18 protein-coding genes and 1 tRNA gene are annotated in these 23,700 nt (G+C 51.2%); 9 read left to right on the top strand and 10 right to left on the bottom strand.

What is annotated here, in order from left to right:
- The 3 genes from DEF47_RS09675 (at window position 1) to DEF47_RS09665 (ending at window position 5,785) form a co-directional block, all read left to right on the top strand.
- The gene (locus DEF47_RS09675; RefSeq protein ID WP_287045109.1) at window positions 1-2,439 is read left to right on the top strand and encodes a YfhO family protein; all 2,439 of its coding nucleotides are present in this window, start codon (window positions 1-3) and stop codon (window positions 2,437-2,439) included.
- Complete coding sequence (locus tag DEF47_RS09670; protein ID WP_012191377.1) at window positions 2,439-4,874, top strand: tetratricopeptide repeat protein; 2,436 nt, start codon at window positions 2,439-2,441, stop codon at window positions 4,872-4,874. Before DEF47_RS09675 ends, DEF47_RS09670 begins: the two co-directional genes overlap by 1 nt.
- 167 nt (window positions 4,875-5,041) lie before the next feature.
- On the top strand, window positions 5,042-5,785 hold the full coding sequence (locus DEF47_RS09665) for an amino acid hydroxylase (protein WP_012191376.1): 744 nt from the start codon (window positions 5,042-5,044) through the stop codon (window positions 5,783-5,785).
- Window positions 5,786-5,975: 190 nt separating this feature from the next.
- Here the strand turns inward: DEF47_RS09665 and DEF47_RS09660 are convergent, their stop codons facing one another.
- The 5 genes from DEF47_RS09660 to DEF47_RS09640 all read right to left on the bottom strand — a co-directional run bounded on the left by DEF47_RS09660 (window position 5,976) and on the right by DEF47_RS09640 (window position 10,057).
- Window positions 5,976-6,560, bottom strand: a complete 585-nt coding sequence (locus DEF47_RS09660; protein ID WP_012191375.1) for a histidine phosphatase family protein — start codon at window positions 6,558-6,560, stop codon at window positions 5,976-5,978.
- Window positions 6,557-7,432, bottom strand: a complete 876-nt coding sequence (locus DEF47_RS09655) for a class I SAM-dependent methyltransferase (RefSeq protein WP_012191374.1) — start codon at window positions 7,430-7,432, stop codon at window positions 6,557-6,559. Before DEF47_RS09655 ends, DEF47_RS09660 begins: the two co-directional genes overlap by 4 nt.
- Window positions 7,433-7,633: 201 nt before the next feature.
- On the bottom strand, window positions 7,634-8,074 hold the full coding sequence (locus DEF47_RS09650) for a hypothetical protein (RefSeq protein WP_012191373.1): 441 nt from the start codon (window positions 8,072-8,074) through the stop codon (window positions 7,634-7,636).
- A complete protein-coding gene (locus tag DEF47_RS09645; protein ID WP_287045107.1) occupies window positions 8,061-9,713 on the bottom strand; it encodes a spermidine synthase in 1,653 nt (550 codons plus the stop codon). The genes DEF47_RS09650 and DEF47_RS09645 overlap by 14 nt, the downstream gene beginning before the upstream one ends.
- 89 nt (window positions 9,714-9,802) lie before the next feature.
- Window positions 9,803-10,057 carry a YggT family protein gene (locus tag DEF47_RS09640; protein WP_012191371.1) on the bottom strand — a complete coding sequence of 85 codons (255 nt, stop codon included), beginning with the start codon at window positions 10,055-10,057 and terminating at the stop codon, window positions 9,803-9,805.
- Window positions 10,058-10,258: 201 nt separating this feature from the next.
- Between DEF47_RS09640 and DEF47_RS09635 the strand changes: the two genes are divergently transcribed.
- The 4 genes from DEF47_RS09635 (at window position 10,259) to DEF47_RS09620 (ending at window position 15,973) form a co-directional block, all read left to right on the top strand.
- Window positions 10,259-13,681 (top strand): choice-of-anchor Z repeating domain-containing protein, encoded by a 3,423-nt coding sequence (locus tag DEF47_RS09635; protein ID WP_012191370.1) that lies wholly within the window; start codon window positions 10,259-10,261, stop codon window positions 13,679-13,681.
- Window positions 13,682-13,795: 114 nt separating this feature from the next.
- Window positions 13,796-14,122 carry a hypothetical protein gene (locus DEF47_RS09630; RefSeq protein ID WP_012191369.1) on the top strand — a complete coding sequence of 109 codons (327 nt, stop codon included), beginning with the start codon at window positions 13,796-13,798 and terminating at the stop codon, window positions 14,120-14,122.
- An 86-nt stretch (window positions 14,123-14,208) separates the two neighbouring features.
- Complete coding sequence (locus DEF47_RS09625; protein ID WP_012191368.1) at window positions 14,209-15,417, top strand: serine hydrolase; 1,209 nt, start codon at window positions 14,209-14,211, stop codon at window positions 15,415-15,417.
- A 28-nt stretch (window positions 15,418-15,445) separates the two neighbouring features.
- The gene (locus tag DEF47_RS09620; RefSeq protein WP_012191367.1) at window positions 15,446-15,973 is read left to right on the top strand and encodes an ArsR/SmtB family transcription factor; all 528 of its coding nucleotides are present in this window, start codon (window positions 15,446-15,448) and stop codon (window positions 15,971-15,973) included.
- A 227-nt stretch (window positions 15,974-16,200) separates the two neighbouring features.
- Here the strand turns inward: DEF47_RS09620 and DEF47_RS09615 are convergent, their stop codons facing one another.
- Genes DEF47_RS09615 through hisZ form a run of 3 tightly spaced genes read right to left on the bottom strand, consistent with a single transcriptional unit; the run spans window position 16,201 to window position 20,451 of the window.
- Window positions 16,201-17,922 (bottom strand): ArnT family glycosyltransferase, encoded by a 1,722-nt coding sequence (locus tag DEF47_RS09615; RefSeq protein WP_012191366.1) that lies wholly within the window; start codon window positions 17,920-17,922, stop codon window positions 16,201-16,203.
- Window positions 17,923-17,966: 44 nt separating this feature from the next.
- Window positions 17,967-19,013, bottom strand: coding sequence for a phenylalanine--tRNA ligase subunit alpha (pheS, locus tag DEF47_RS09610; protein WP_041304731.1), 1,047 nt, complete (start codon window positions 19,011-19,013; stop codon window positions 17,967-17,969).
- Between the two features lie 37 nt (window positions 19,014-19,050).
- A complete protein-coding gene (gene hisZ, locus DEF47_RS09605) occupies window positions 19,051-20,451 on the bottom strand; it encodes an ATP phosphoribosyltransferase regulatory subunit (protein WP_012191364.1) in 1,401 nt (466 codons plus the stop codon).
- Window positions 20,452-20,629: 178 nt separating this feature from the next.
- Between hisZ and DEF47_RS09600 the strand changes: the two genes are divergently transcribed.
- Both DEF47_RS09600 and DEF47_RS09595 read left to right on the top strand, forming a co-directional pair.
- Window positions 20,630-21,325, top strand: a complete 696-nt coding sequence (locus tag DEF47_RS09600) for a DUF6391 domain-containing protein (RefSeq protein WP_012191363.1) — start codon at window positions 20,630-20,632, stop codon at window positions 21,323-21,325.
- Window positions 21,326-21,434: 109 nt separating this feature from the next.
- The gene (locus DEF47_RS09595) at window positions 21,435-22,247 is read left to right on the top strand and encodes a MerR family transcriptional regulator (RefSeq protein WP_012191362.1); all 813 of its coding nucleotides are present in this window, start codon (window positions 21,435-21,437) and stop codon (window positions 22,245-22,247) included.
- Window positions 22,248-22,504: 257 nt separating this feature from the next.
- Here DEF47_RS09595 and DEF47_RS09590 read toward each other — a convergent pair whose 3' ends face one another.
- Window positions 22,505-23,278 (bottom strand): DUF554 domain-containing protein, encoded by a 774-nt coding sequence (locus DEF47_RS09590; protein WP_012191361.1) that lies wholly within the window; start codon window positions 23,276-23,278, stop codon window positions 22,505-22,507.
- Between the two features lie 57 nt (window positions 23,279-23,335).
- Window positions 23,336-23,412 (bottom strand) — tRNA-Arg (locus tag DEF47_RS09585).
- Window positions 23,413-23,700: the final 288 nt, after the last annotated feature.

Genomic DNA, 23,700 nt, shown 5'->3' with positions numbered 1-23,700 from the left:
ATGCAACCAAGCCTATTTTTGCGCCAGTGGCAACGCTGGTGGCCGTATCTCAGCATTACCTTTGTCGCCCTGCTTTTGCTGTGGCGGGTGGTGCTGGGCAACATTTTCTTGCCGCTGGATATCGTGGCCCACCTGCATCCTTGGCGCTTTTCCTACGAACGGGTGGCGGTCAATAATCCAATCAATAGCGATCTGGTTACCCAAATTTACCCGCGCCGCTTGGTAACCAACCAGATTCTTGAGCAAGGCGCGTTGCCCCTATGGAACCCGACGATTTTAACTGGCACGCCGTTGTTGGCCGATGGTCAGTTGGCCTTTTTCTACCCTTTGAGTTGGCTGTTTGTGCTGCTGCCAGTTGGCTATGCCTTTGGGATTTATACGCTGTTGAATGTGTGGTTGGCGGGGATTGGCACGTTTAAATTTGCTCAACGCATGCAACTTGAGCCAATGCCAGCAACGCTCGCTGCCGTGGGCTATATGCTCAGTGGCTTTTTACTCAATTGGCTGCATTTTCCCGAGTTTAGTGCGGCTTGTGCCATGCTGCCGTGGTGTTTTTGGGCGGTGCTGCGGGCCTGCCAAAGCCAACGTTGGCACGATTGGCTGCTCGCCAGTTTGGTGCTGGCCTTGCCGTTGGTCAGCCAAATTCAACTAGCCTTCTATGTGTATGTCGGGGTTGGCTGTTTGCTGCTGGCTCAACTGTTGGCGTTGCCAACTTGGCGCTTACGCTTCCAACAAATCGGCCAATTTAGCAGTGCAATTGGCTTGGCGCTCGGATTGAGTGCGGTGCAGTTGTTGCCACAAATTGCCCTTTCGGCTCAGGGCCAACGCCTTGATATTGGCTCAGGGCTTGGCTCGGCCAGTTCAATCATGGTGTGGCTGCTGCGCTTGGCGTTGCCGATTGTTGATGGAGCCGCCCGCGAAACTGCTAGCGCATGGCAACCACATTTGTTGCAGGGCATTCAACCCTATGCAGGCATCGTAAGTTTGGCCTTGGCAGGCTTGGCGATTTGGCGCAGCAAACAGCCTGGCGTGAGGCTGTTTGCCTGCTTGGCGCTTGGCTCGTTTGCGGTGGCGATTGGCACACCGTTGCTCCAATTGCTGCTTTGGTTGGTTCCGCCCTATCGCCAATTTGCTGATCATCAGCGGTGGTTTAGCCTGTGGGGTTTTGCGATAGCCCTGTTGGCAGGCTTTGGCTTACAACGTTTGCAGCAACCGAGCAACAAGCCAAATCGGGCGCTCTGGGTGCAACGCGGCCTCTTGCTGCTTGGATTAATTGGTGTGGCTGGCTGGGCTTTGCAACATATCGCCTTATTCACTGTCGATTCGCGTTATGCCCAATATAGCACCATGCTGCGTTTGGCACTCAACCCAACCAGCCTTGCTATTCTGGGCTTGAGTGGTTTGGCATTGGTAGGGTTGTTGATCAAACGCATTCCACGGCGTTGGAGCAATCTTGCTGTTTTGTTGATTCTGCTGGGCGATTTGCTTTGGTATGGTGGCAGCTACAACACCAGCATTGATCCTGCAATCTTCCAGCCAACCGCTGATCAGCAAGCCAGTTTGGCTGCCGAGCCAGCCTTGCAAGATCCGGCGATTCTGTATCCGCCAACTCGCCAGATCAATTTTCTGCTGAGCCAACCCGGGGTGTTTCGCGTGTTTGGAGCCGATTATCAAGCCATGCCGACGAATGTGTTTAGTGCTTTTGGACTTGAGGATATTCGCGGCTATCAATCGCTCTATTTAGCCCAATACAATCGGCTAACGCGCCTAATGGATGGCAAGGATTATCATAAACTTGGCGAGGGTGGCAACAGCCTACACGCGTATTTCACCATGGCCTACAACCAGCGGCGTTTGCTGAATATGCTGAATGTGGAATATCTGATTTTTACGCCTAATAGCCCCAACCCTGAGTTGTATCAACCCTTAGAATTGGTGCAACGTAACGATGAAGGCACGATTTATCGCAATCCTGAGGTGTTGCCACGCGCCTGGATGGTCTATCAAACCGAGGTAATTAGCGACGAATTAGCCCAACTTGATCGGCTGGCAGCTAACGATTTTGACCCAGCCAAGCAAGCAATTGTGGCCGAGCCAATTCCGGCGCTTGGCCAAGCACCGAGCCAAACGCTGACTCCTACGGTGAGCTATGAGCCAAATCGGGCGCTGGTGCAGGTCGAAACTTCAGCGGCAGGTTTGTTGGTTTTGGCTGATGCCTACACCAACGATTGGCAAGTAAGCGTTGACGGCCAAACAGCTCAACTCTATCGCACCAATTATGCTTTGCGCGGCGTATGGGTTGATGCAGGCCAACACACAGTCGAATTCAGCTATCGACCCAAGAGCTTAATCGTTGGTGGTTGGGTTAGTGGCCTAAGTTTAGCCCTGATTTTGCTTGGCCTAGCTTTGAGCTGGTATAAAACGAGAAAGGCTGCATAATGACAATGTGGAATGAACGCACCGTGCAAGATGTGTTACAACGCCCAGAACGCTTGCTTAGCCAAACTGATTGGCGGCACATAATTCAGCAACAGGGTGGATTAACTGCGTTTTACCAACAATTGCAACAACTGCCACTTGAAGCCAATCAACAAGCGGTGCTGAACGTTTTGACGACCTATCCAGGTGCGCCAGTTGAAACCTATTGTTCATTGCTGAATGTGCACAAAGCGACCTATCATCGCTATCAAAAAGCCTTGATTCAACAACTAACCAGCTTGCTCAATAACGAGCAACCGCAAGCACACACGCCAACCCAAGCGCCGTCGTTGCACCAACTGCGCCCGATTTTGGCCGATTTTGTGGGCCGTACAGCCGAACTCAAACAAGCTCACTATGCGATCGATATCGCCCACAATGCCGCACAGGGTGCGGTAATTAACGGAATTCAAGGCATGGGCGGGGTTGGAAAAACTGAGCTAGCAATCTATTTGGCGCATCAGTTGATTCCGCATTTTCCTGATGCCCAAATTGTGCTCAATTTGTATGGCTCGCGCGAGCAACCGCTGACGATTGAGCAAGCACTGGGCACGGTGATTGCCCTGTTTAAGCCGAATGCCAAATTGCCTGAACAACGCGAAAAACTGCTTGAAATCTATCATGAGGTGTTGGCTGATAAGCGGGTATTGATTTTGGCCGACGATGCGCGAGATTTGGCCCATGTCCAAGATTTAACCCCGCCAGTTGGTAGTTGTTTGTTGGTCACTAGCCGCTTGCGGTTTGCGATGCCGCTGATGGCGCAACTGCATCTGACCGAGTTTCAGGAGCCTGAGGCCATCGCTTTGCTCCAGCAAATTTGCCCACGACTTGAGGCTGAAACTGCCCAGCAATTGGCCGTTGCCTGTGGTTATCTACCCTTAGCTTTGCGCATCAGTGCCAGTATTTTGGCCCAAAACCCTGAGTTAGCGGTTGCCGAATATCTGATCCAACTGCGCGATCAACAGCAACAACTCGCCGCCTTGGAATACCCCGATGATCCGCAGGCCAGCGTGGCAGCATCGTTGGCCTTGAGTTACGCCCGTTTGCCCAGCGAATTGCAAGCCTTGGCGCGTCAACTCAGCCTGATTGTGGCCGACTTTAGTAGTGCCATGGGTTTAGCAACAGCAGGGCTGGATTTCAACATGGCCAACGAAAATTTGCTGTATAAATTGGCCTTGCACAACTTGATTCAATTTGAGCATCGCCAAGAGCGCTGGCGCATGCACGACCTCGTTCGCAGCGTGCTACGCCGTTATTTGGACGAAGCAGAACAAACTCAAACTCTATTGAATTATGCCCAAGCCAGTGTTGAAACTCTCAAAATTATTTATCAGGATTTTCGAGCAGGCGGAGCTACTCAAACTAAAAGCATTGATAATTTTGATCGCGAATATGCTCATATTGTAGCAATTTGGCAATGGGCGCAACAACAACCGATCTCGCCAGTAATAGATAAAATCGTGGTTGAATTAGGATTTTCCAGTGGTGGAGTTAGTCGGATACGAGTTGGTCGTCGCTATAGCACTTTAGCCGAACATGAGTTTGGGTTTGAGGCAGCTCTGCGTATTCAAGAGCTTTATAAAGCAGCAATATTTGCTGGAGCACTTGCTAATAGATATCTCGCTCGTGCAGAGTATAAAATATCACTCGGGTGGCATGAACGAGCTTATGCGCTTGCTCTTGAGATCAACGATCTTTATTTACAATCGTTATTTTTAGGTGATATGGCCACATGTTATAGCCAAATGGGTGGTGATAAACATCTGGATAAAGCCCTGGACTTAGAGCGCGAGGCACTACGATTGTTTAGGTTAAGCGGGTATGAGGGTTCAGGTGAAAGCCTCAGAGTGAATAATCTCGCAACAAACCTTGCATTGCTTGGATACCATGAAGAAGCTGCTGAATATTTTATTGAAGCTGTTACTATCGCTCAAAAATCTGAGAACCAAGCTGATGAGTGTCGTGCACTCTATAATCTCGGTGAAACGTATCTCAAATTGAACCAACTTGACCAAGCCCAAATAGCTTTTGATCAAGCACTTACTATTGTTGAGCGCATGAATTTTGATGAAGGCCGCGCTTACATGTTGCAAGGCCAAGCAAATGTAGCGATGTTGCAAAAAAACTATCACCAAGCAATCCAAAGATTCAATCAAGCATATGCACTCATGCAGCATTATAATCGGACTATTGCGTTAAACATTCAATGGAAAATCGGCCTCCTGTATTGGAAGCTTAGTGATGTGTTAGCAGCTGAAGCCCAAATGCAAGCAGTGCTTGAACAAGAACGCCCATTGGGGATTGATCGGGTGCAAGATCATGAACTACAACTGAGCAATTTGCGCAATCGCCAACCCTTTGATGATAGCCTGTTGGTATCGATGCTCAAAGAATAGCAATATGCCGAAAATCACATAGGTTCTATGCAATTCTAGCAATAGGCTGTTGGGGAATCGGCTGAGATTTGGTACAATAGCGAGGCAACTATTTTGGCACTGCTGCCACTCCCACTCCCATGCTTGGGCTTGGTTGGCAGCCTATGGCTTACACAAAGGAGTGATCAATGGCCACCGCATCGCCAACGCTCAGCCGCTTGGAATATCCACAAGAAGATCACGATACATGGGCAGCGCTGTGGCAGCGTCAAATGCCCCTCGCGCAACAACATGCTTGCAAGCTATTTCTCGAAGGCATCGATATTTTGAATCTCGATCGCACCCACTTGCCCGACCCATTAGCAGTTAGCGATTACCTGAACACGCTGACTGGCTGGGCTTTGGGCGATGCCCAAAATGCCTATCTTGGGCCAACCGAGTGGTTTGAGCATATCGCTGAGCGCCGTTTTCCGGTCACCAACTATATTCGCCGCCCGCATGAACTCGAATTTACGCCGCTGCCCGATTTGTTTCACGAGTATTTTGGCCACTTGCCAGCCTTTACCAACCGCGAATTTGCCGATATTGCCCAATTGTTCGGGCCGCTGTATCTCTCGGCCAAAGATGAACGCCAGCAATTAGGCATTGCACGGATTTGGTGGTTTAGCACCGAGTTTGGTTTGTTGCGTGAAAACGGCGAGTTGAAGGTTTTGGGGGCTGGGTTGCTCTCATCTCCAGGCGAGTTATTGCACGCGCTCAATCCCGAAACCCCGCGCTATGAGTTTGATATTGAACGGGTTGCCGACACCGCTTCAGCACCCTATGGCTACCACGAGCACTACTTCATCCTCAATAGCCTCGATCACTTGCGCTCAATCGTCTATGAATATGCCGAGTTAGAAGGCTTACCCAAGCCTCAATTGCCGTTATAAAACCACAACATGCCCTCACCCCCTAGCCCCCTCTCCCGCTCAGCGAGCGAGGGGGAAGCAGCCCAGCATGACGGGTGGAATGCCCCTCGCCCGCCGCAGTGGGAGAGGGGTTGGGGTGAGGGAACGAGGTAACAACCTACCCTTGAATGTCTAGCTCGCCCAAACTACGTGAGCGCGGGGTTGCTTTAGATTATTCCCACAGCAAACGAATACATTCAGCATTATCAACCACGCGACTGCCACCATCAGTATGCCAACGCCGCATCACTGCTTGATCAAGCGTGGTGATGGTTTGGGTTTGCAGCCAAAGCATGGTGCGGATAATCTGGCTATGGGCAAAAACACAGCTAATGCCATCCAAGGCTTGGAGTTGTTGCATGGCGGCTTGCACCCGTTCGATCAACATACGAAAACTCTCGGCATCGGGGCCATGCCGATAATCAGGGTCGCAGCGTTGCCAATACTCATCAACCATTGGCTGGCGATCAGCTTGGTTGGTATCGCGGCAAAGCGCTGGCGAAAGATAGGTGAATTCGTGGATTGGCCAAACCTCAGCTTGGAGCTCAGGATAGTGGTTTAGCAAGGGTTCAGCGGTTTGTTGGGTACGCAGATATGGCGAAACGATCACTCGATGGGGCTTGGGCAAGCGTTCGATCAAGCCATACGCTTGTTGCCAACCCAATGCCGTCAAGGGGATGCTAGCTGGATCGGGCGTGCGTTCGCCAGCATTGGCAACGCTCTCGCCATGGCGAATCAGCCAGCATTCATGGCTCATTTGGCGCTCCAGCGGGCATAAATCGAGGTCGATAATAAACGGCCTGCCGATTGTTCGCGCAAGGTTTGTTCGCCAGCCTCAAGCTCGCCTGGCAAACCCGCCAAGCTATCGCCCAGCGTGTTGGCCAACATCAAAGCCGAGGAGCGGGTATCGTAGGTCGTTACCAAGAAGAACAATGGTTTGGGAGCCAGAATCGTGCGACATTCTTGCAAAAGCACTGGAAATGATTCAGCAAATTGCCAAACTTGGCCTTGGCTGCCCCGCCCAAAAGCTGGGGGGTCCATAATGATGCCTTCGTAGTGAGCGCCGCGCCGTGCTTCACGCCGTACAAATTTTAAGGCATCATCAATAATCCAGCGAATTGAATCGGGCGCAAGTTGCGAAGCTGTTTGATTTTCCTTGGCCCAATCGACCGAAGCTTTAGAAGCATCCAAGTGGGTTACTTTGGCTCCAGCTTTCGCAGCAACCAACGAGGCCACGCCAGTATATGCAAACAAATTGAGTACTCGTGGTTGCTCGGTGCTTCGCTTAATTTGCTCGGCAATCCAATCCCATTGCGCACCATGTTCAGGGAAAACCCCAACATGGCGAAACGGGGTCAGTTGGGCTTTGAAGCGTAAGCCTTGGTAGCTCATCATCCATGTTTCAGGGTGTGGCTTGAGTTTACGCCAATTTTCGCCCTTACCTTGATATTCATAAATTGCATGAGCCGCTTCCCATGCCTTGGCATCGAGTTTGGGTTGCCACAAGGCTTCACTTTCGGGGCGAATCACGGTGACTGGGCCAAAACGCTCAAGTTTGCGGCCATTGCCACTATCGAGCAAGGCGTAATCGTGCCAATTATCGGATGTTAGTAGTGAAAGTGTTTTCATAACTTTAGGGGTCGGGGGTCGGGGGTTAGGGGCCAGTGACCCCTAATTATCCCATTGACCTTACCAAACCTGATACCTTAACTTGTGTTTATAGGTTAAAAATTGATCCACGAAGGGCACGAAGGACATGAAGGTTTAGTTTTTTGCCACGAATTACACGAATTGCACGAATAATCCGCTAATTCTCACATCTTTCATCCCTCATCCCTCATCCTTTACAATCTCCCAACCATTGCGCAAATAGATTGTGCGAATATCTTTGGAGAGCAAATAGCCCAAAGCCAGCACAATCAACAGTAACGGCGATAGTACCTCGACGCTGATGATCGAGTTGCTCAGCAGCAGGGCATTGCTGAACACATAAAAGGTGCTCAGAATAAACATAATCACGGTGGCAAACCACGCCCACCGCCACAAGCGCCATAAGCCAAACGCCAATGCAATCAGGTAAATCGTGACGACACTGGCCACATCGCTAGGCATGACATCAGTTCCGCCCGTTGCCAAGGCGGAAATCACCACCAACGCGGCGGCTCCATAAAAGGCTAGTACCATCAGCACAATGCCCTTGGGGCGCTTGGCGCGGCGCAATTTAATCTCTTGTGAATCTGAATCGCTGGTTGACATACTATTGGCCTTCATCAACCTGCCCCAAAATAATTCGGTCGATCACCGATTCAACTGGGGCGAGGTCGTCGGTAAAGACCCGATTTTCGCCTACGCCATCCCAACGGCGAATTGGTTTTTTGCTGCTATTGCTGGCTAGTGCTTGCTCCATCACATAGCGCAGAGTCGGGTCTTGAATGGTTGCGAGATTGGCTTCAAAGTTAGCAACGCCATCGCCAACATCGCCAGGAATGCCAATCAACATTGTATTAAAATTATTCGGCACATCGATCATATAGACATGGGCAAACACGCTGCTCATGGTGCTGGCCAACACATTGACCAAGCGATAATCGCCGCCAGCAGCGGTGTTGGGCTTGCCTGCATTAACCACAGCAACTCCGTTGGGAGCTAAATGGTCGCGTACCGTTTCAAAAAACTCACGGGTGGTGAGGTGAAACGGAATATAGGGCTGTTTGTAGGCATCCATGCCGATAATATCATATTTATTGTCGTTGCCAGCGAAGAAAATTCGGCCATCAGCAACATAAGTATTGAAATTAGGAAACTGGGGAGTTTCGCCGCGTGCTTGATAATATTGCACGTCGTGCATCGCGAAGTATTCACGGCCTAGTTCAACAATTCGTGGGTCGATTTCAATTCCATCGATCACTGAATCTTTGCCATAAATGGCTAAAAATTGTTTGGGCACTGAGCCAGCCGCCGAGCCAACCATGGCCATACTGTTGACGCTTTCCATGCTACGGTTGGGGTAGAAGTAAGGCGCAATATTATAAAAATCCCATGGCCCGTTGGTCAGCAAATCGCTAGCATTATTAGTTTGCTCGAATTTTGGGTAGTAAATTGAGTGGATGGCTTGGCCTTCGTTGAGCACCAAGCCGATCATTTTGTTGGCATCGCTGCCCCGTTCGACAATCTGAATATAGTTGTAAGCCGAATCATCTTCAGTAATCAGGCTACAACCACGGCAATCGGCGACCTTGATTGGCTCGCTTTGCGGCCAAAATGCCAATGCCACCACTACGATCAAGGCCACCAAAGCGACTGGCAGCAACTTGCGCCGCTCCAACCAGAAGCCAGGCAAAATTAACACCAACAAGCCCATGGCAAAAATATAAATTGTCATATTTGTGCCAACCGTGGGAATGAGGAAGAGCACCGGCAAGAACGTACCGAGAATCGAGCCAAGCGTCGAAATTGCCGAGAGGTTGCCCGCCGCCTTGCCCGCATCGGCAGCATCGCGAATCGCGAGGCGTACTGCGAAGGGGCTAACCATGCCCAACAAGGTGATTGGCACTGAGAACAAGGCCAAAACCCCCAGCAACGAGCCAATAAACGAGCCCGCTGAACGAGTGGCAAAGGCCTCAAGCGACCACTTCAAAATTGGCCGTGAGATCCAAGGGATCACAGCAGCAGTGATTGCCCCGACCAAAATGATCGTACAAAGCAAGCCCAATTCAGGCCGACGGTCGGCCCAACGCCCGCCGAGGGTATAGCCAATCGTCAAATAGAGCAAAGTTAAACCAATGACGTTGGCCCAAATCAACTGCGATGTACCGAAGTAAGGAGCCAAAAGCCGCGAAGCAGTCATTTCGATGCCGAGCGTACAGATCCCCGCACCAAAGACTAACAACATAAGGTAACGACGTGCCAATGCTTGAATCCTTTCAACAAAAAGCCGTGGAAGCCACCCACTGGGCGTTGCATCCACGGCACGGCATGACTAAAAAATCAATTAGCGCTTTAGCTAACCGATTGGAAAACCGTTTGCAAAACTTGCAGAATCAGCAGCGCAATTAATGGCGAGAGATCAAACATGCCGATAGATGGAATAACTCGCCGAATTGGTAGCAAGATTGGGTCGGTGATTTCGCGCAGAATCAAGGCAAAGCGTGATTGACCCGTCGGATCAAACCACGACATGATGATTCGCACAAAAATCGCGATTTCGAGAATTGGGATTAATAGGAGAAAAAACTGGCTAATGAAATTGCCCATGAGCGCCCCCAACAGGTGGTTTGCCGCATTTCTGCGTGAAGTATACCATAAGCGTTTGGCTTATGGTCAGCTAAGCGCAGCATAAATTGCCCGATGTCACATTAGTTCATACAAACTCTCTAGGTAGCGTGATAGTTGCGTGATAGCAGATGGCTATCCTGCCCTGGCGATGAGTTTTCAGCTATTGATTAGGAGGAATGTATGCGACGGATGCTACAGTTTTTGGCAATCGTGATGCTGGTGATCGGTGGCACTTGGCCGCAATTTCAGGCCAACGCAGCTCAATCAGAGCCAAATTTGCAGGCTCCCACGGCACTCAATGCGGTGGCCGACGACCAATTTTGGAATAACGATAATTTGGTGGCCGATGCCAATAATAAGATTAATGCGATTACAACATTGAATAACGATCTGTTTGTTGGTGGGTTGTTTAGCCGAGTCGGCGGCATCGATGCTGCACGAGTAGCCCGTTGGAATGGCGAACGTTGGTTTGCGCTAGGCAGTGGTATCAGCGGCGCAAATGCCAAAATCGAGGCGATCGATGCCTCAACCAGCGGCAATGTCTACGCTGTGGGCGAGTTCGCTAGTGCTGGCGGGGTCGCCGCTGATAGTATCGCCCGCTGGAATATTGCCACCCAACAATGGTCGGCGCTAGCAACCAATGTTAATGGCTCGGTCGATGCTGTGGTGGTTGTGCCCGATGCGAATGGCGATATTGTGTATGTTGGCGGCAGCTTTACGAGCATCGATGGGGTCAGCGCCAATCGAATTGCCCGCTGGACGAATGGCACATGGAGCGCCTTGGCTGATGGCCTAGCAGGCACAAATGCCCAAGTTTTTGCTGTAGCCTTCAATCCCAGCAACACGGCCCAAATTTTGGCAGGCGGGGTATTTACCAGCGCCAATGGTTTGGTTGCCAACAATATCGCCTTATGGGATGGCAATGCTTGGCAAAGCCTTGGTACTGGCACGAACAATGGGGTAAATGGTCGAGTGCGCTTTGTCGATTTTCGCAGCAGCAATTTTGTGGTGGTTGGTGGTAGTTTCACCAGTGCAGGCGTTGTCTTGCCAGTGGGCGGCTCGGCAGCTTGGCGCGGCGGCAATACGTGGGAAGCCTTCACTGGCCGCGGCTTTAATCCAATTGCGTCAAATTCTGAAATTCGCGCAATTGCCGAATTACCTGGGCGAATCTTTGTTGGGGGCAATTATTTTGGTCTGGTGAACTCCAGCGGTCAGGTAACCACGGGGAATTTAATGGGGCTATGGAACGGCACAACCTGGCAGTTTATACCAAATTCACCCTTCAAAATTAGCCAAATCGAACGGATTGGCACAACTGAACAATTTTTCGTTACTGGTGAAAGTACCAATATACTTAATCCGAGTGGTTTTGTTAGTTTGTTTATTCCCACGCCAACTGGCAGCAATCAGCCGCATCAATTCTTGCCCTTGGGTGGCACAATCAGCGGGCCGGATAATGCAGTATTTGCGGTGCATGCCAGCGCTTCAGGCGTGTTTGTCGGTGGCGAATTCAACCGCGCCAGCGATCAGGCGATCAACAATATTGCGCTGTTCAACCCAACGACCCGCACATGGTCGCCATTATTTGGCAAAACTGAAAATGGCACCAATGATACCGTGCGGGCAATTGCGCCATTTGGCAGTGATCAATTGATCGTTGCTGGCGATTTTAGCGAGGCTGGCGGAATCAACACCGCAGGCGTGGCCAAGTGGGATATTGGTGATCAGCAATGGTTTGAGATTTCCAATAGTATCAATGGTTCGGTGCGGGCAATTGCCATCAACGGTAGTGAAATTGTGATTGGCGGCGATTTTACCCAAATCGATGGTACGACTGTCAATCATATTGCCCGCAGTACCAACGGCGGAAATTCATGGTCGGCGCTTGGCTCAGGCATTGGCGGGCCAGTTCATGCCTTGGTGTTCCGCAGCGGAACGTTATTTGCAGGCGGTGATTTTAGCACTGCTAGCGGCGTGAGCGCCAATAATATTGCCCGTTGGAATGGTACAGCCTGGCAAGCATTGCGCGGTGGCACTGACGATATTGTATTTTCGTTAGCGGCATTTGGCACCCAGATTGCGGTTGGTGGCTCGTTCAATTTAGCTGATGGCGTGGCTGGAACCAGCGCAATCGCCCTTGTTCACCCGACAACTGGGGTTTGGTCGCCGTTGGCTCAAGGCTTTGGCATTGGCAACACTGTTCAAACGCTGGCAGTGCGTGGCACTGATTTGTATGCAGCTGGTACGTTTTTCTACTCGCAGCCTAACCCCACTCGCCCAACCAATATCGCCCGTTGGGATGGTACTGCTTGGCAAGCATTGGGTAGCGGAATTAGTGGCGGCACTGGCAATGCCGATTCGGTCAAAGGATTCGCAATGAGCGTGCGCGGCGATGATCTATTTGTTGGTGGAATTTTTGATGCTGCTGGCAGCAAATCATCGAAGCGCTTTGCCCAATGGACTCAGCCCGAAGTTGATTTGGCGGTCAGTCTGCGCGATTCGGCTGATCCGGTACAGGTCAACACCCCATTCCAATACAATGTGAGCTTAATCAACCAAGGCATCATTACCGCAACCAGCGTGATTTACGAGCAAACATTTGATAGCTCGGTTAGTTTTGGCAATATTAGTGCTAGCCAAGGCACATGTAGTTTCAGCAATGCCACGACCTTGCGTTGTACGCTTGGCACGCTCACGCCCAATGCCCGCGCTACTGTGGTAGTCAATGCTACGCCAACTCAAGTTAGAACGATCACAAGCCGTGGCACGCTTAGTTCGCCGGCTGATGAGCCTATTACAGCCAACAATCAACAACAAATTAGCACCCAAATTATTGCTCCAGGCAACCCAGTGCCAACTATCAGCAGCATTACGCCCAATAGTTTTGTGCAACAAGCAATTGGCTTGCCAGTGCAAATCAGCGTCAGCGGCACGGGTTTTGTTGCTAGCTCCAAGGTGTTTGTTGATGGAATTGAACGCCCAACTACCTTCTTAAATAATGTTCAAATTAATTTCTCAATGCCAGTCAATACAGCACTGGGTAATCATAGCGTGATTGTGCGCAATCCCACACCTGGCGGCGGCGATTCGAATAGCGTTAATTTGGCAGTTTTGCGCAATAACGTCGGATTTAGCAGCATCACTCCCGATACAGGCGGTGTAGATGTAGGTTTGCAAACCACCTTCACGATTAGCTGGACTCACACCACCGATCCATGGCGGATTATCGATAGCCTTGATTTACGCTTGGTCAATGCCGATGGAATTGGGTTGTGGGCACGCTTTACTGAGGGCGTTTCGGGCACATTTAGTTTGCTCAACAGCGAGGGTGATATCATCGGCACAGCGATTGCCGAAACTCCAAACATCCTCAGCAGCGACACTGCCGAGCTTGATGTTGAAGCCAGCAGTTTTGCCGGCAGCGGCCCAACTGGCTTTAGCATGAATGTAACCTTCAACGTGACCTTCAACGAGGCGGCGCGTGGTCGCTATAATATCGAACTCTACGCCAGCGATGATCATGGCGAGTTGCAAGGGCCAGATGTGCTGGGCACCTTCGATGTTGGCATTCACCAAATCTTCCTGCCAATGACAATTAAATAAACGTTTGTTTGATTAAGCGTCTAGCCTCGGTTGCCATGTTTCGCGACCGAGGCTAATGTTTTTAATGATCACGCTTGCTATACTCAAAGCATCTTGCCAACCAAGGAGCTAAGCATGCCAAAGCGTCCACCACTCCCCGAAGCCGTCCGCGATCTCGCGCTTTATCAATTTAGTTCAAGCAATGCTGAGCGCACAACACGAGGCAGACACATTATCACCGCAGCCACCGATTTGGAATATCGTTGGGGCTTCGATCCTGAGAGCACAGCCGAAAATCCAATCTATTTGGTCAAAGTCCAGATTCAGCATTGGGATATTATTCAGCCAGAAATTTATATGGTTAGCCTTGTTGATCAAGCTTTTGAAATCAGCGAAATCAAACTAGGCGATCGCAAAGTCGCCTGGAGCCATTGGCGGGTTGTGCCAAGCAGGCTGAGCTAAAACAAACTGTATCTTGCAATATTCTAATTTTATTGATATAAATGCATATAATCTAGAATAGTAGAATATTGCAAGAGGTAGGATACATGGCTAACTGGTTTTGGGTGTTCATGTTAATGATCATGTTGGTTGGATGTGGCAGTGCGAGTGTTCAACCAACGGCTGTGCCAAGTGCAGCGGTGGCGACTGCGACCACTACAACAATTAGCAATCCTCAAACTTCCGCGCAAATGCTGGAGTTTATACGCCAACATGCCGCCAATACGTCGATGGTCAGCTATAGCACCAACAGCGATGGCAGCATCAACCAAGCTGATCCGGTGATTCAATTCAATGCTGAAATGCCATTGCCACTTGCCTCGACCATGAAGATTGTGGTCTTGGCAAGCTATGCCCAAGCAGTCGAGGCGGGCACGCTTGATCCCGAAGAACCGATTGCTTTGGCCGATTGGGAGCTGTGGTATTGGCCGAATACTGATGGTGGCGCACATCCGGCGGCATTAAAACGGCTTGAAATTCCTGCCGATCAACGCGGCTTTGCCAATGACCCGCAAAAAACCGTGCCGCTCAAAACCCTTGCTCAAGCCATGATTTTCGAGAGCGATAACGCCGCCACCGATTATTTGATCGATCGCTTGGGCATGGCGGCGCTTGATCAAACGATCAAAACGCTAGGGATGCAGCAGCAAACCAAAATTCTGCCAATTATGGGGCTGTTTCTGTTGGTAATGAACCCCGATGCGCCAATCGATTCAAGCACCCTACCAACCTTATTGAAGTTGGATCAAGCCAGCATCGAGCAACAAGCCTTAGCACTAGCTGAGCGCTACAAAACAGAACCAGCATGGCGCGAAACTGTGCGCAATCAAGGCCAAATAACCCTAAGCTTGGCTGAACAAGGTCAGGTTTTCTCGCACATTATACCCAGAGGTAGCGCCAGCGATTATGCTAAAGTGATGGCATTGGTTGGCAATAATCAATTGATCAGCCCTGAAGTTTCGCAAACTATGCGCGAATATCTAGAATGGCCGATGACTATTGCTGGCAATGAAGCGATGTTCAAGCATTTTGGCACCAAGGGTGGTAGCCTGCCCGCAATGCTGACCGAAGCCATGTTTGTGCAGCCTGCGCAAGGCGAATGGGCTGATCGCACGCGGGTGGTCGTGCTCTTTTTCAATCAATTACCCGATGCCACATGGCTTGGCTTGCTCCAAACGTTTATGCAGCAGCAATTTGCCGTGCAAGTCGCGCTAGAACCCGCATTTGCTCAATCGGTCGCAAGCCAGCTAAAATAGGGCGATTTCAGCCAGAGGAACCAACTTCATGGATGCAGCCCAAGCCTTGCTCGACCGAATTGCCGCGTTGGAAGCCCGGGTCAGTGCCTTAGAAAGCCAAACTCCGGTAATACCGCCAATTATAAATCAAGACTTAGGCTTGGTACGGCTATTACAACAACGCACAGGCAGCGATTATGAGCATGAGCTTGGCCATGGAGCATTTCTCTTTGCTGGCTCAATTAATTCGGCGCTTGGCAATTATGTTTGGCAGGGCGAATATGGCTTAGGCGAATTGCTGCGCTACCCTGCCGAACAACTTATTAGTGTATTAAGTGCCTTGGCTAGTCCCGTGCGTTTACAAATTATCCAGACCTTGCTGGAAAGCCCTGCCAGCAGCCAAAGCCTGTTGGAACGCTTGAATATGCAATCGGCGGGCCAGTTATATCATCATCTCAAGGAATTACGCAACGCTGGGATTATTACCCAACGTGGGCGCAGCGATTACACCTTGGAAATCACGGCATTAATTCCGGTGATGGTGATTTTAGCCGCAGCCAAGAATATCGGAGACTAATATAGTACAGCGATCATCGATTGACATACCCTCACCTCCTAGCCCCCGCTCCCGCCGAGCGAGGCGAGGGGGAACCACTGTATCAGAACGGTGGAACATCCCTCGCCCGCCGCAGTGGGCGAGGGGCTGGGGGTGAGGGAACGGCGGAACCGATTGTTAACCTCATCATCCATTACACCAACCAATCTCCGATAGCCTAACGTCAATAGCCGATAGCCTCGCTCTACTTACTCCACCACCACTTTGCCAACGACTGCATAATCACCAAGCAGGATGCCGTCTTGGCTCCAAACTCCGGCGCGGCTCCAATCGCCAAATTCATCAAACCAGCCGATTCGCACTTCATACTCGCCAGCAGCCAAATCGCTGGGAATATTGATTGTCAGTAGATCTTCCCACCAATCGTCGGGTGTCCAGCGTAGCGAATGCCAAACCCCATCTTGCGGCTGCACATCGAAGGCAAAACTCTCATCTTTGCTGCCAACCTCGGCCAAATGCACAAATAACGACCATTGGCGATCTTGTTTGCCAACCGCTCGCCACAACGTGTTGACCAGCCATGGTTGGCCTGCTTTGGCGGTTGGGGGCAGCAAAATGCCGCGTAATTCAATTGGATTAGCAGTATCGGGTCGCCACAAGGCCAAAACTGGCCGCTCCGGCTGTGGCTCAACCACCAAATAGGGGTAGGCCGCGCTGATCACGGTATTTGGCAAGCCCACCGCCATTGTTACTAATAACGCTGGTAAGAGCCAAGCCGCCGTTTTGATGCTGCGCTCAAGCCCAATCGCCAAGGCACACGCCGCCACCGGAGCCGCCGGAAATAAGAAACGAGCTTGCCAGCCAACTTGGCCACTCAATACTGCAAAAGCGAAAGTCCAAGCAAAGGCCAAGCCAACCAAGGCCCAAGCGATTTGCCAGCGTTGATCGATGCGCAAGCGTCGAATGCCTAAAATTGCCAGGCCAAGCCAAATCGCTAACAACCAATACAGCCATTGCGGCGCGGCCACGCTCATCCAGCCAAAGCGGGCAATCAGCGAACTGCCCAAGGCATGCATGGCCTCGCCCCAATCGTGCAAGCTCCACGGTGAAAAGGTTGGGCTGCTAAATTCGCCTTTGTACAAGCCCAAACCAAATGGGTCGCCATACAGCAGCAAATTGCGCACATACCACCAACCTGCTATTGCTGTACTACTTAGGCTCAGCCAACCAAGCGCAGGCCAGAGGTTGATCGAGCGGCGCAATTGCCAAAGCCGTAGCCCAATCAAAGGGATTAGCAGCACCGCACTTTGTTTGGTTAGTAAGGCTGCCCCTAGGGTTGCCCCAACCGCCCATGGCCACCAGGCTTGCGGATTTGGCTCAAGCAACAGCCATAACAAGCCAGCACACAACAGCCATAGCAATGGATCATTCGAGACTAAAACTGAGTGAAATAGCAATTGCGGCCAAAATGCCAACAAACTGGCGGCGAAGGTTGCTAAGGTCTTACTCAAGCCCAAACGTAAACCGATTGCATAACCCACAACAATCGTCAGGGCGGCACAGCCAATTGAAAACCAACGCAAACGATGCCATACCAGCACATCGGCTTGGTAGGGTGGTCGATCGATTGAGCGCCAAGCAAAGGCGGCTGGCTCCTTGCCCCCAGCCCAAATCCAGCGATGATTATTCGCTAGAATCACTACCCGATCTTCGACGGCAACCGAGCGAGCTAATGGTTGCATCAACCAATAGGCCAGTGGTGGCTGATGGCCTTCGCCTGGCACATCGCCTAAACGCTGATCGGGCAGGCGATTATTGCGGGCCACAAATAGGGCATATTCGGCATGGCCTGGCTCATCTGGGCCTTCGCCCAAGGGAATGCGGGTACTCCACCAGACCGCAAGCGTGCAATACACCAGCAGGAGGAGCAGCAAAGGCCAATGATAGCGGAAGCGTTGTAATGCAGGCATTGAAGCAAGGCGCTGAATGGTCTCATTCAGCGCCGATCGGAGAATTAACCGAATTGTTCCAAGAACCGACCATCGTTGGAGAAGAACCAGCGAATGTCGTCGATGTCGTAGCGCAGCATGGTTTGGCGTTCTGGCCCCATCCCAAAGGCAAAGCCGCTCCACTCAGCGGGATCATAGCCGCCGTTGCGCAAGACGGTTGGGTGCACCATCCCTGCGCCCAGAATTTCCAGCCAGCCGCTCTTTTTGCAAATCCGACAGCCTTCGCCACCACAAATGAAACATTCGATATCGACTTCGACGCTTGGCTCGGTGAAGGGGAAGTATGAAGGGCGATAACGCACTTTCACATCATCCTTAAACATGCGCCGCGCAAAGTTGGCCAAGGTACCTTTGAGGTCGGCCATGGTAATGTTTTTGCCGATCACCAAGCCTTCAACTTGATGGAACATCATCTCGGATCGAGCGCTGACTGGCTCGTAGCGATAGCACTTACCAGGCAAAATCACCCGAATTGGCTCAGGATTCAATGTTCGCATCACATGAATTTGGCCAGGCGAGGTGTGGGTGCGCAACACGACCTTTTGATGAGGATCGTCGGATTGCACATAGAACGTATCCCACATATCGCGGGCTGGGTGATGCGCCGGCATATTGAGCAATTCAAAATTATACTCATCGGATTCGACTTCGCGGCTTTCCCAGACTTGAAAGCCCATTTCAGCAAAAATATGCTGAATTCGGCGCAGCGATTGAGTGCTGGGGTGCAAACGGCCAATATTGGCAGCTCGCCCAGGCAAACTAATGTCAACCGCGTCTTCTTCAAGCTCTTGATGCAAGGCCGCGCTTTGCAAACGCGCTTCTAAAGTGGTTTCTTGTTCGCTCAAGGCTTGCTTGATCGCGCCAAAGCGTTGGCCAAAGGCTGGCCGATCTTTGGGGTCGAGCTTACCGATTGATTGACTGGCTTGGGCCAACGCGCCCTTTTTGCCAGTCCATTGGGTGCGCCATGCAGCCAAATCATCGAGTGATTGGACGCTGGCTAAGGCCGCAGCGGCCTCTTTTTCAATTTGATCTAATTGCTCAAACATTGCCATTCCTACCTTTTAATATGCTCCGCGTAGTGTAGCACACTCATTGGGGTTTCTGTTCATTTAAATCGCGCAGTTGAATACCATCAACACTAACCAAGGCCAGATGGCTCATTTCACGCCGACGGGCATCATTTAAATTGGCCGCATACGAACGCTGGCGCAAATCAACTGCCGTGCGATAGCCTTGTTGGCGGAGTGCTGCTGCTGCCTGAATTACCAAGCCATGATCATCGCCAACAACCAACACACTTTTAACTGGGGCAATTTCGGCTGGCGCAACTGCTGCGACGATTCGTTCGAGTCCATAGGCAAAGCCAACGGCTGGCATTGCTCGCCCACCAAGCGCCGCAACTAAATCATCATAGCGGCCACCGCCACAGAGTTGCAAGCCATCAGCGCCATCGATCTCGAAAATCAGGCCAGTGTAGTAGTGCAAGCCACGACCCATGCCAAAATCCAGCACAATCTGATCTGCTGGCACGCCATATGCCTCAAGTAAGGTCAGGGTGGTTTGCAACTCATCCAAAGCGTCGGGTGCAACCGTATATTCTTGGCATAGCTCGCGCATCTGTTGCATCACATCTGGTGCCGAGCCACGGGCAGCGGTTAAAGCTGAAAGCAACTGCCATGCGCGATCAAGATTAAGCGCATCGTCGCCACGGCGCAGCTTGCGCACCAAGCGTTGAATGATTGCTTGTGGCTCACGCCCGCCGCTATCGAGGCGCACCCCAAGACTGGGTAATACGCGCAACAACAGCGTCTCAAGATCTTGGTCGGCGAGATGGGCTAGGCTGGCTAAATCAACTGGCAGATCGTCGTCGTCGTCGCGCCATTGTTGTTTAACCGCATCAAGCCCTTTAGAACGAATCCGTTCGAGGCTCCAGGTGAGCGCCGACGTGATCCGTTCGGGTAAGCCGAGGCTATTGAGCAACGTCTTAATTACACCAATATGGCCAATGGTTAACGTCCATTGCTGAATGCCCAATTCGCGCAGGCCAGTGACAGCCAAACCAAGGGCTTCAGCATCGGCCAACGGGCCAGGTGCACCGATTAATTCGATGCCAACTTGGGTAAATTGCCGATAGGTCGCGCGACGTGGGCGTTCATAGCGAAACACTGGCCCAGCGTAGCGCAAGCGTAAGGGAATTGGCGCATCGCCCATGCCACTGATGACTGCTCGTAAGACCGAGGCTGTCCATTCAGGGCGTAAGGCCAAATCACGGCCACCTTGATTCCAATGGTACAATTTGGCGATGAGATCATCACCAGATTTTTTTAAATACAACTCACGATGCTCAAGCAATGGCAACTCAATCGGGTCATAGCCAGCTTGATCAAAAGTAGCGGTTAATGTCTGAATCAGCGCCTGACGTTGGTGAACGGCAGCGGCAAAAAGGTCACGGGTTCCGCGAACCACTTCAGGAGTTAATTGATAGCCCACAGGTTCCTCCGAGCACAATCGCAACCATTGTACGCGAAAATTTCGCAAGGGTGAACGGAACCAAATAGGGTCGTATAGCGTAAAGTACTTATGTCTGCCTTGACGGCTACTCAGTGGCGTGATACGCTGCTTTTATTGGTACTTTACAGCTTGTTAACTGCCACGGGAAGGAAAGCCTATGCATGGATTAATGATTTTTTCGGGATTATTTGGTGCGTTGGCAGTCATCTTCTGGTTCTTCGGTCAGCCAATTTGGTCATTGTTAAATGTCCCCCGTCAACTCAATCAATTGTGGCAAGGTGTGGCTGTGCGGCGTAATCACGCAATCGAGCACGCCACAGTCAATGTGCTCGAAGAGCGCTATGGTTCGCAATTGGTCGATGGCTGTGCGACAACCGAAGGCTTTCGCATTCGCGCCGCGATTGATCCAGCGTTGTTGTTCGATGCTGCCCGTGAAGGCTTGTTACGCCTGCAACGCGGCGAACGCTCGATGGCGATTTATCGCCGTTGTGCAACGGCCTTGAGTTTTTGTTTCCTGACCGTTGCTTCGATCGGCCTTGGCATGGTTGCTTTCCTCGATATGTTGTCAAGTACCAGTATTTTCTTGGCATTAACCATTGCTGGCGCACTTACCCCCAAGTTAAGCCCACTTTTTCAACGCTTTTTTACAACTTCGCTCGATGTTAAGGGTATGAGTATTGGCGCGATTGAGTTAGTGCCACCAACCTTGTTTATGGGCTTGTCGTTTGCTGCTGGCGGCGCAGAGTTTGCCGTGCGCACCAAACCAGCTCGGCGCATTTATCAACCCCCCTATCGCTATGGCGAACGGGTTCCGGTGTATGTGCCAGTCGAAAATAATACCCGCCAACGCTAAATCTGGATTCAATTCAAATCAAAGGCCGAAGTTGCTTACTTCGGCTTTTTTGTTGCCCAACAAAACTCACCCTTGTGTCTACCCTTGGGGATGACCCTATACTAGCGCTATGAACGAACAGCGTATCTCAATTGGTAACTTTGCCCAAGCAACTCGCCTATCGCTCAAAGCCTTGCGGATGTACGATCAATTAGGCATCTTAGCGGCTCACTATGTCGATCCACAGACTGGCTATCGTTATTATCAGGCTGAGCAACTGGCCACTGCTCGCTTGATTGGTATGTTGCGTCAAATTAACATGCCACTTGCCACGATTCGCCAATTGATTAATGCTTCCGCTAAAGATGCCGAGATTTTGCTTAGCCGCTACATTCGTTCAGTCGAGTTGCAGGCAATCCAAGCCCGTCGTGCCCAAAGCCTCATCCTCGGGTTAATTCGTCAAGAAGGAGTTTGTATGAGCCTTGAAGTAACTGTCCGCCAACAAGCCGATCAGCCCATCCTCAGCATCACCAAACGCACGTTTGTTAACGAGTTGGATAATGTGATTGCGCATGCCTTCCACACGATGGAACGTTTTGCCGCTGACCATCATTTAGTTGTGCGTGGCTCTGCGTTTGGCATTTTTCACGGCACGATTAACGCCGATGATGATGGCCCGATTGAAGTTTGTTTACCTGTTGATCAGCTTGTCGAGTCGCAAGGCGAGATAGTTGGGCGAATTTTGCCTGCTGGTAAAGTTGCAGTTGTGACAATGCACGGCGATCAGTGTGAGTTTCCGCATATTTTGGCGGGCTACGATGCTGGTAGCGATTGGGTCAAAGCTAATGGTTATGTGGTTTCCGATTCACCGCGCGAAATCTGGATCAACCCGCCTGGCCCTGATGCTTTGATGGAAATCGCTTGGCCATTCCACGAAGCCTAAAATGTGCCCTCACCCCCTTGCCCCCTCTCCCGCCGAGCGAGCGAGGGGGAACCACCGTATCATAACTATTGGAACTCCCCTCGCCCGCGTTTTCGTGGGAGAGGGGCTTTAATGGCGTGGTTTTGGCATGATTTGTGGTGAAAACGGGTGCTCCCCCTCGCCCGCGTTTTCGTGGGAGAGGGGGTGAGGGAACGCTCCACAGCAGACCAATCGTAAAAAACCTACCCTTGTAAGGAGGGGGCAGAGGGGGAGGGAATCTAAAGCAAGCTAATTAGCCAATGAAACAGCGGAGCTACCAGTAAGGCAGGTAGCAACGAAGCCACGCGAATTTTGGTCAGATCAAGCAGATTGATGCCCACGCCAACCACCATCAAGCCCCCAACTCCCGTAATGATCAACACCCGTGGATCGACCGCTGGATTGGGCAAAATCGTGGCTAAAGCACCAGCCGCCAGCGCCACCCCACCTTGATAAATCAAAATGATCAAAATCGAAAAGCCCACGCCAATCCCAAAGCTGCTAGCCAAAGCAATTGCCGCCAAGCCATCGAGCGCCGCTTTGATGATCAGTAGCTGTGAATCGCCGATCAAGCCATTGTTAATGCTACCAATCAAGGTCATTGGGCCAATACAAAACAGCAATGAAGCTGCTACAAAGCCCTCGGTAAAGCGTCCGCTCCCATTAAATTTAGCTTTGAGCCAATCGCCTAATGCAGCTAAACGCTGCTCGACTCGCCACCACTCCCCCAACAAACCACCAACCACCAAACCAACCAAGCCAATCACCACCCCATCGACTACAATTGGCTGAGCTGCTAGGGCTGTGCTTTGCAAGGTTGCTCCAGCTTTGTTCATGCTGCCAGCCATCGATAAGCCAATAAAGATCGTCACCAAGCCCAGTGCCTGCATAATGACTGTTTGCATGCGTTCGGGTAAACGCCCACGTAACGCTAAGCCTAAGCCTGTGCCAAGTGCCACCGTCGCCACATTGATCAACGTTCCATTGAGTTTCGCCCACAGACTCAGATCCATCCTACGTACTCCTAAACAAAAACCACGAAGCGTCAAGGCTTCGTGGTTGTTTAATATTGGTGACCCCGGCGCGACTCGAACGCGCGACACACAGTTTAGGAAACTGTTGCTCTATCCACCTGAGCTACGGGATCATACCATCGGCAATTATGCTTAAGCCGGCCCGAAATGTCAACCCCGTTAATGAACGTATGAAGGATGAATTATGAGGGCTGAAATTGGTAACAAAGAAGATAGAACATAGATGGAATGGTTTATGAGGTTGGCAACCGCCAGTATTCCCTCACCCCCGACCCCTCTCCCACGGCGGTTTAAGGGCGGACAGGGACGCACACCATGGGTTCACACAACGACCTCGGGTTGGTATACTGGGTGGTGACGAAACCAAACCCATCCCAAAACCGAGGTCGTATGCCGAGTAT

It is taken from the genome of Herpetosiphon sp., from assembly GCF_003512625.1.
Classification (GTDB): domain Bacteria; phylum Chloroflexota; class Chloroflexia; order Chloroflexales; family Herpetosiphonaceae; genus Herpetosiphon; species Herpetosiphon aurantiacus.
Note: the sequence above shows the minus strand (reverse complement) of the source record. Positions and strands in the feature narration are given on the sequence as shown.

Bases quoted from the DNA above. Each gene is read 5' to 3' on its own strand.
- DEF47_RS09675 (WP_287045109.1), top strand. From the start codon at position 1: ATGCAACCAAGCCTATTTTTGCGCCAGTGGCAACGCTGGTGGCCGTAT.
- DEF47_RS09670 (WP_012191377.1), top strand. From the start codon at position 2,439: ATGACAATGTGGAATGAACGCACCGTGCAAGATGTGTTACAACGCCCA.
- DEF47_RS09665 (WP_012191376.1), top strand. From the start codon at position 5,042: ATGGCCACCGCATCGCCAACGCTCAGCCGCTTGGAATATCCACAAGAA.
- DEF47_RS09660 (WP_012191375.1), bottom strand. From the start codon at position 6,560: ATGAGCCATGAATGCTGGCTGATTCGCCATGGCGAGAGCGTTGCCAAT.
- DEF47_RS09655 (WP_012191374.1), bottom strand. From the start codon at position 7,432: ATGAAAACACTTTCACTACTAACATCCGATAATTGGCACGATTACGCC.
- DEF47_RS09650 (WP_012191373.1), bottom strand. From the start codon at position 8,074: ATGAAGGCCAATAGTATGTCAACCAGCGATTCAGATTCACAAGAGATT.
- DEF47_RS09640 (WP_012191371.1), bottom strand. From the start codon at position 10,057: ATGGGCAATTTCATTAGCCAGTTTTTTCTCCTATTAATCCCAATTCTC.
- DEF47_RS09635 (WP_012191370.1), top strand. From the start codon at position 10,259: ATGCGACGGATGCTACAGTTTTTGGCAATCGTGATGCTGGTGATCGGT.
- DEF47_RS09630 (WP_012191369.1), top strand. From the start codon at position 13,796: ATGCCAAAGCGTCCACCACTCCCCGAAGCCGTCCGCGATCTCGCGCTT.
- DEF47_RS09625 (WP_012191368.1), top strand. From the start codon at position 14,209: ATGGCTAACTGGTTTTGGGTGTTCATGTTAATGATCATGTTGGTTGGA.
- DEF47_RS09620 (WP_012191367.1), top strand. From the start codon at position 15,446: ATGGATGCAGCCCAAGCCTTGCTCGACCGAATTGCCGCGTTGGAAGCC.
- DEF47_RS09615 (WP_012191366.1), bottom strand. From the start codon at position 17,922: ATGCCTGCATTACAACGCTTCCGCTATCATTGGCCTTTGCTGCTCCTC.
- pheS (WP_041304731.1), bottom strand. From the start codon at position 19,013: ATGGCAATGTTTGAGCAATTAGATCAAATTGAAAAAGAGGCCGCTGCG.
- DEF47_RS09600 (WP_012191363.1), top strand. From the start codon at position 20,630: ATGCATGGATTAATGATTTTTTCGGGATTATTTGGTGCGTTGGCAGTC.
- DEF47_RS09595 (WP_012191362.1), top strand. From the start codon at position 21,435: ATGAACGAACAGCGTATCTCAATTGGTAACTTTGCCCAAGCAACTCGC.
- DEF47_RS09590 (WP_012191361.1), bottom strand. From the start codon at position 23,278: ATGGATCTGAGTCTGTGGGCGAAACTCAATGGAACGTTGATCAATGTG.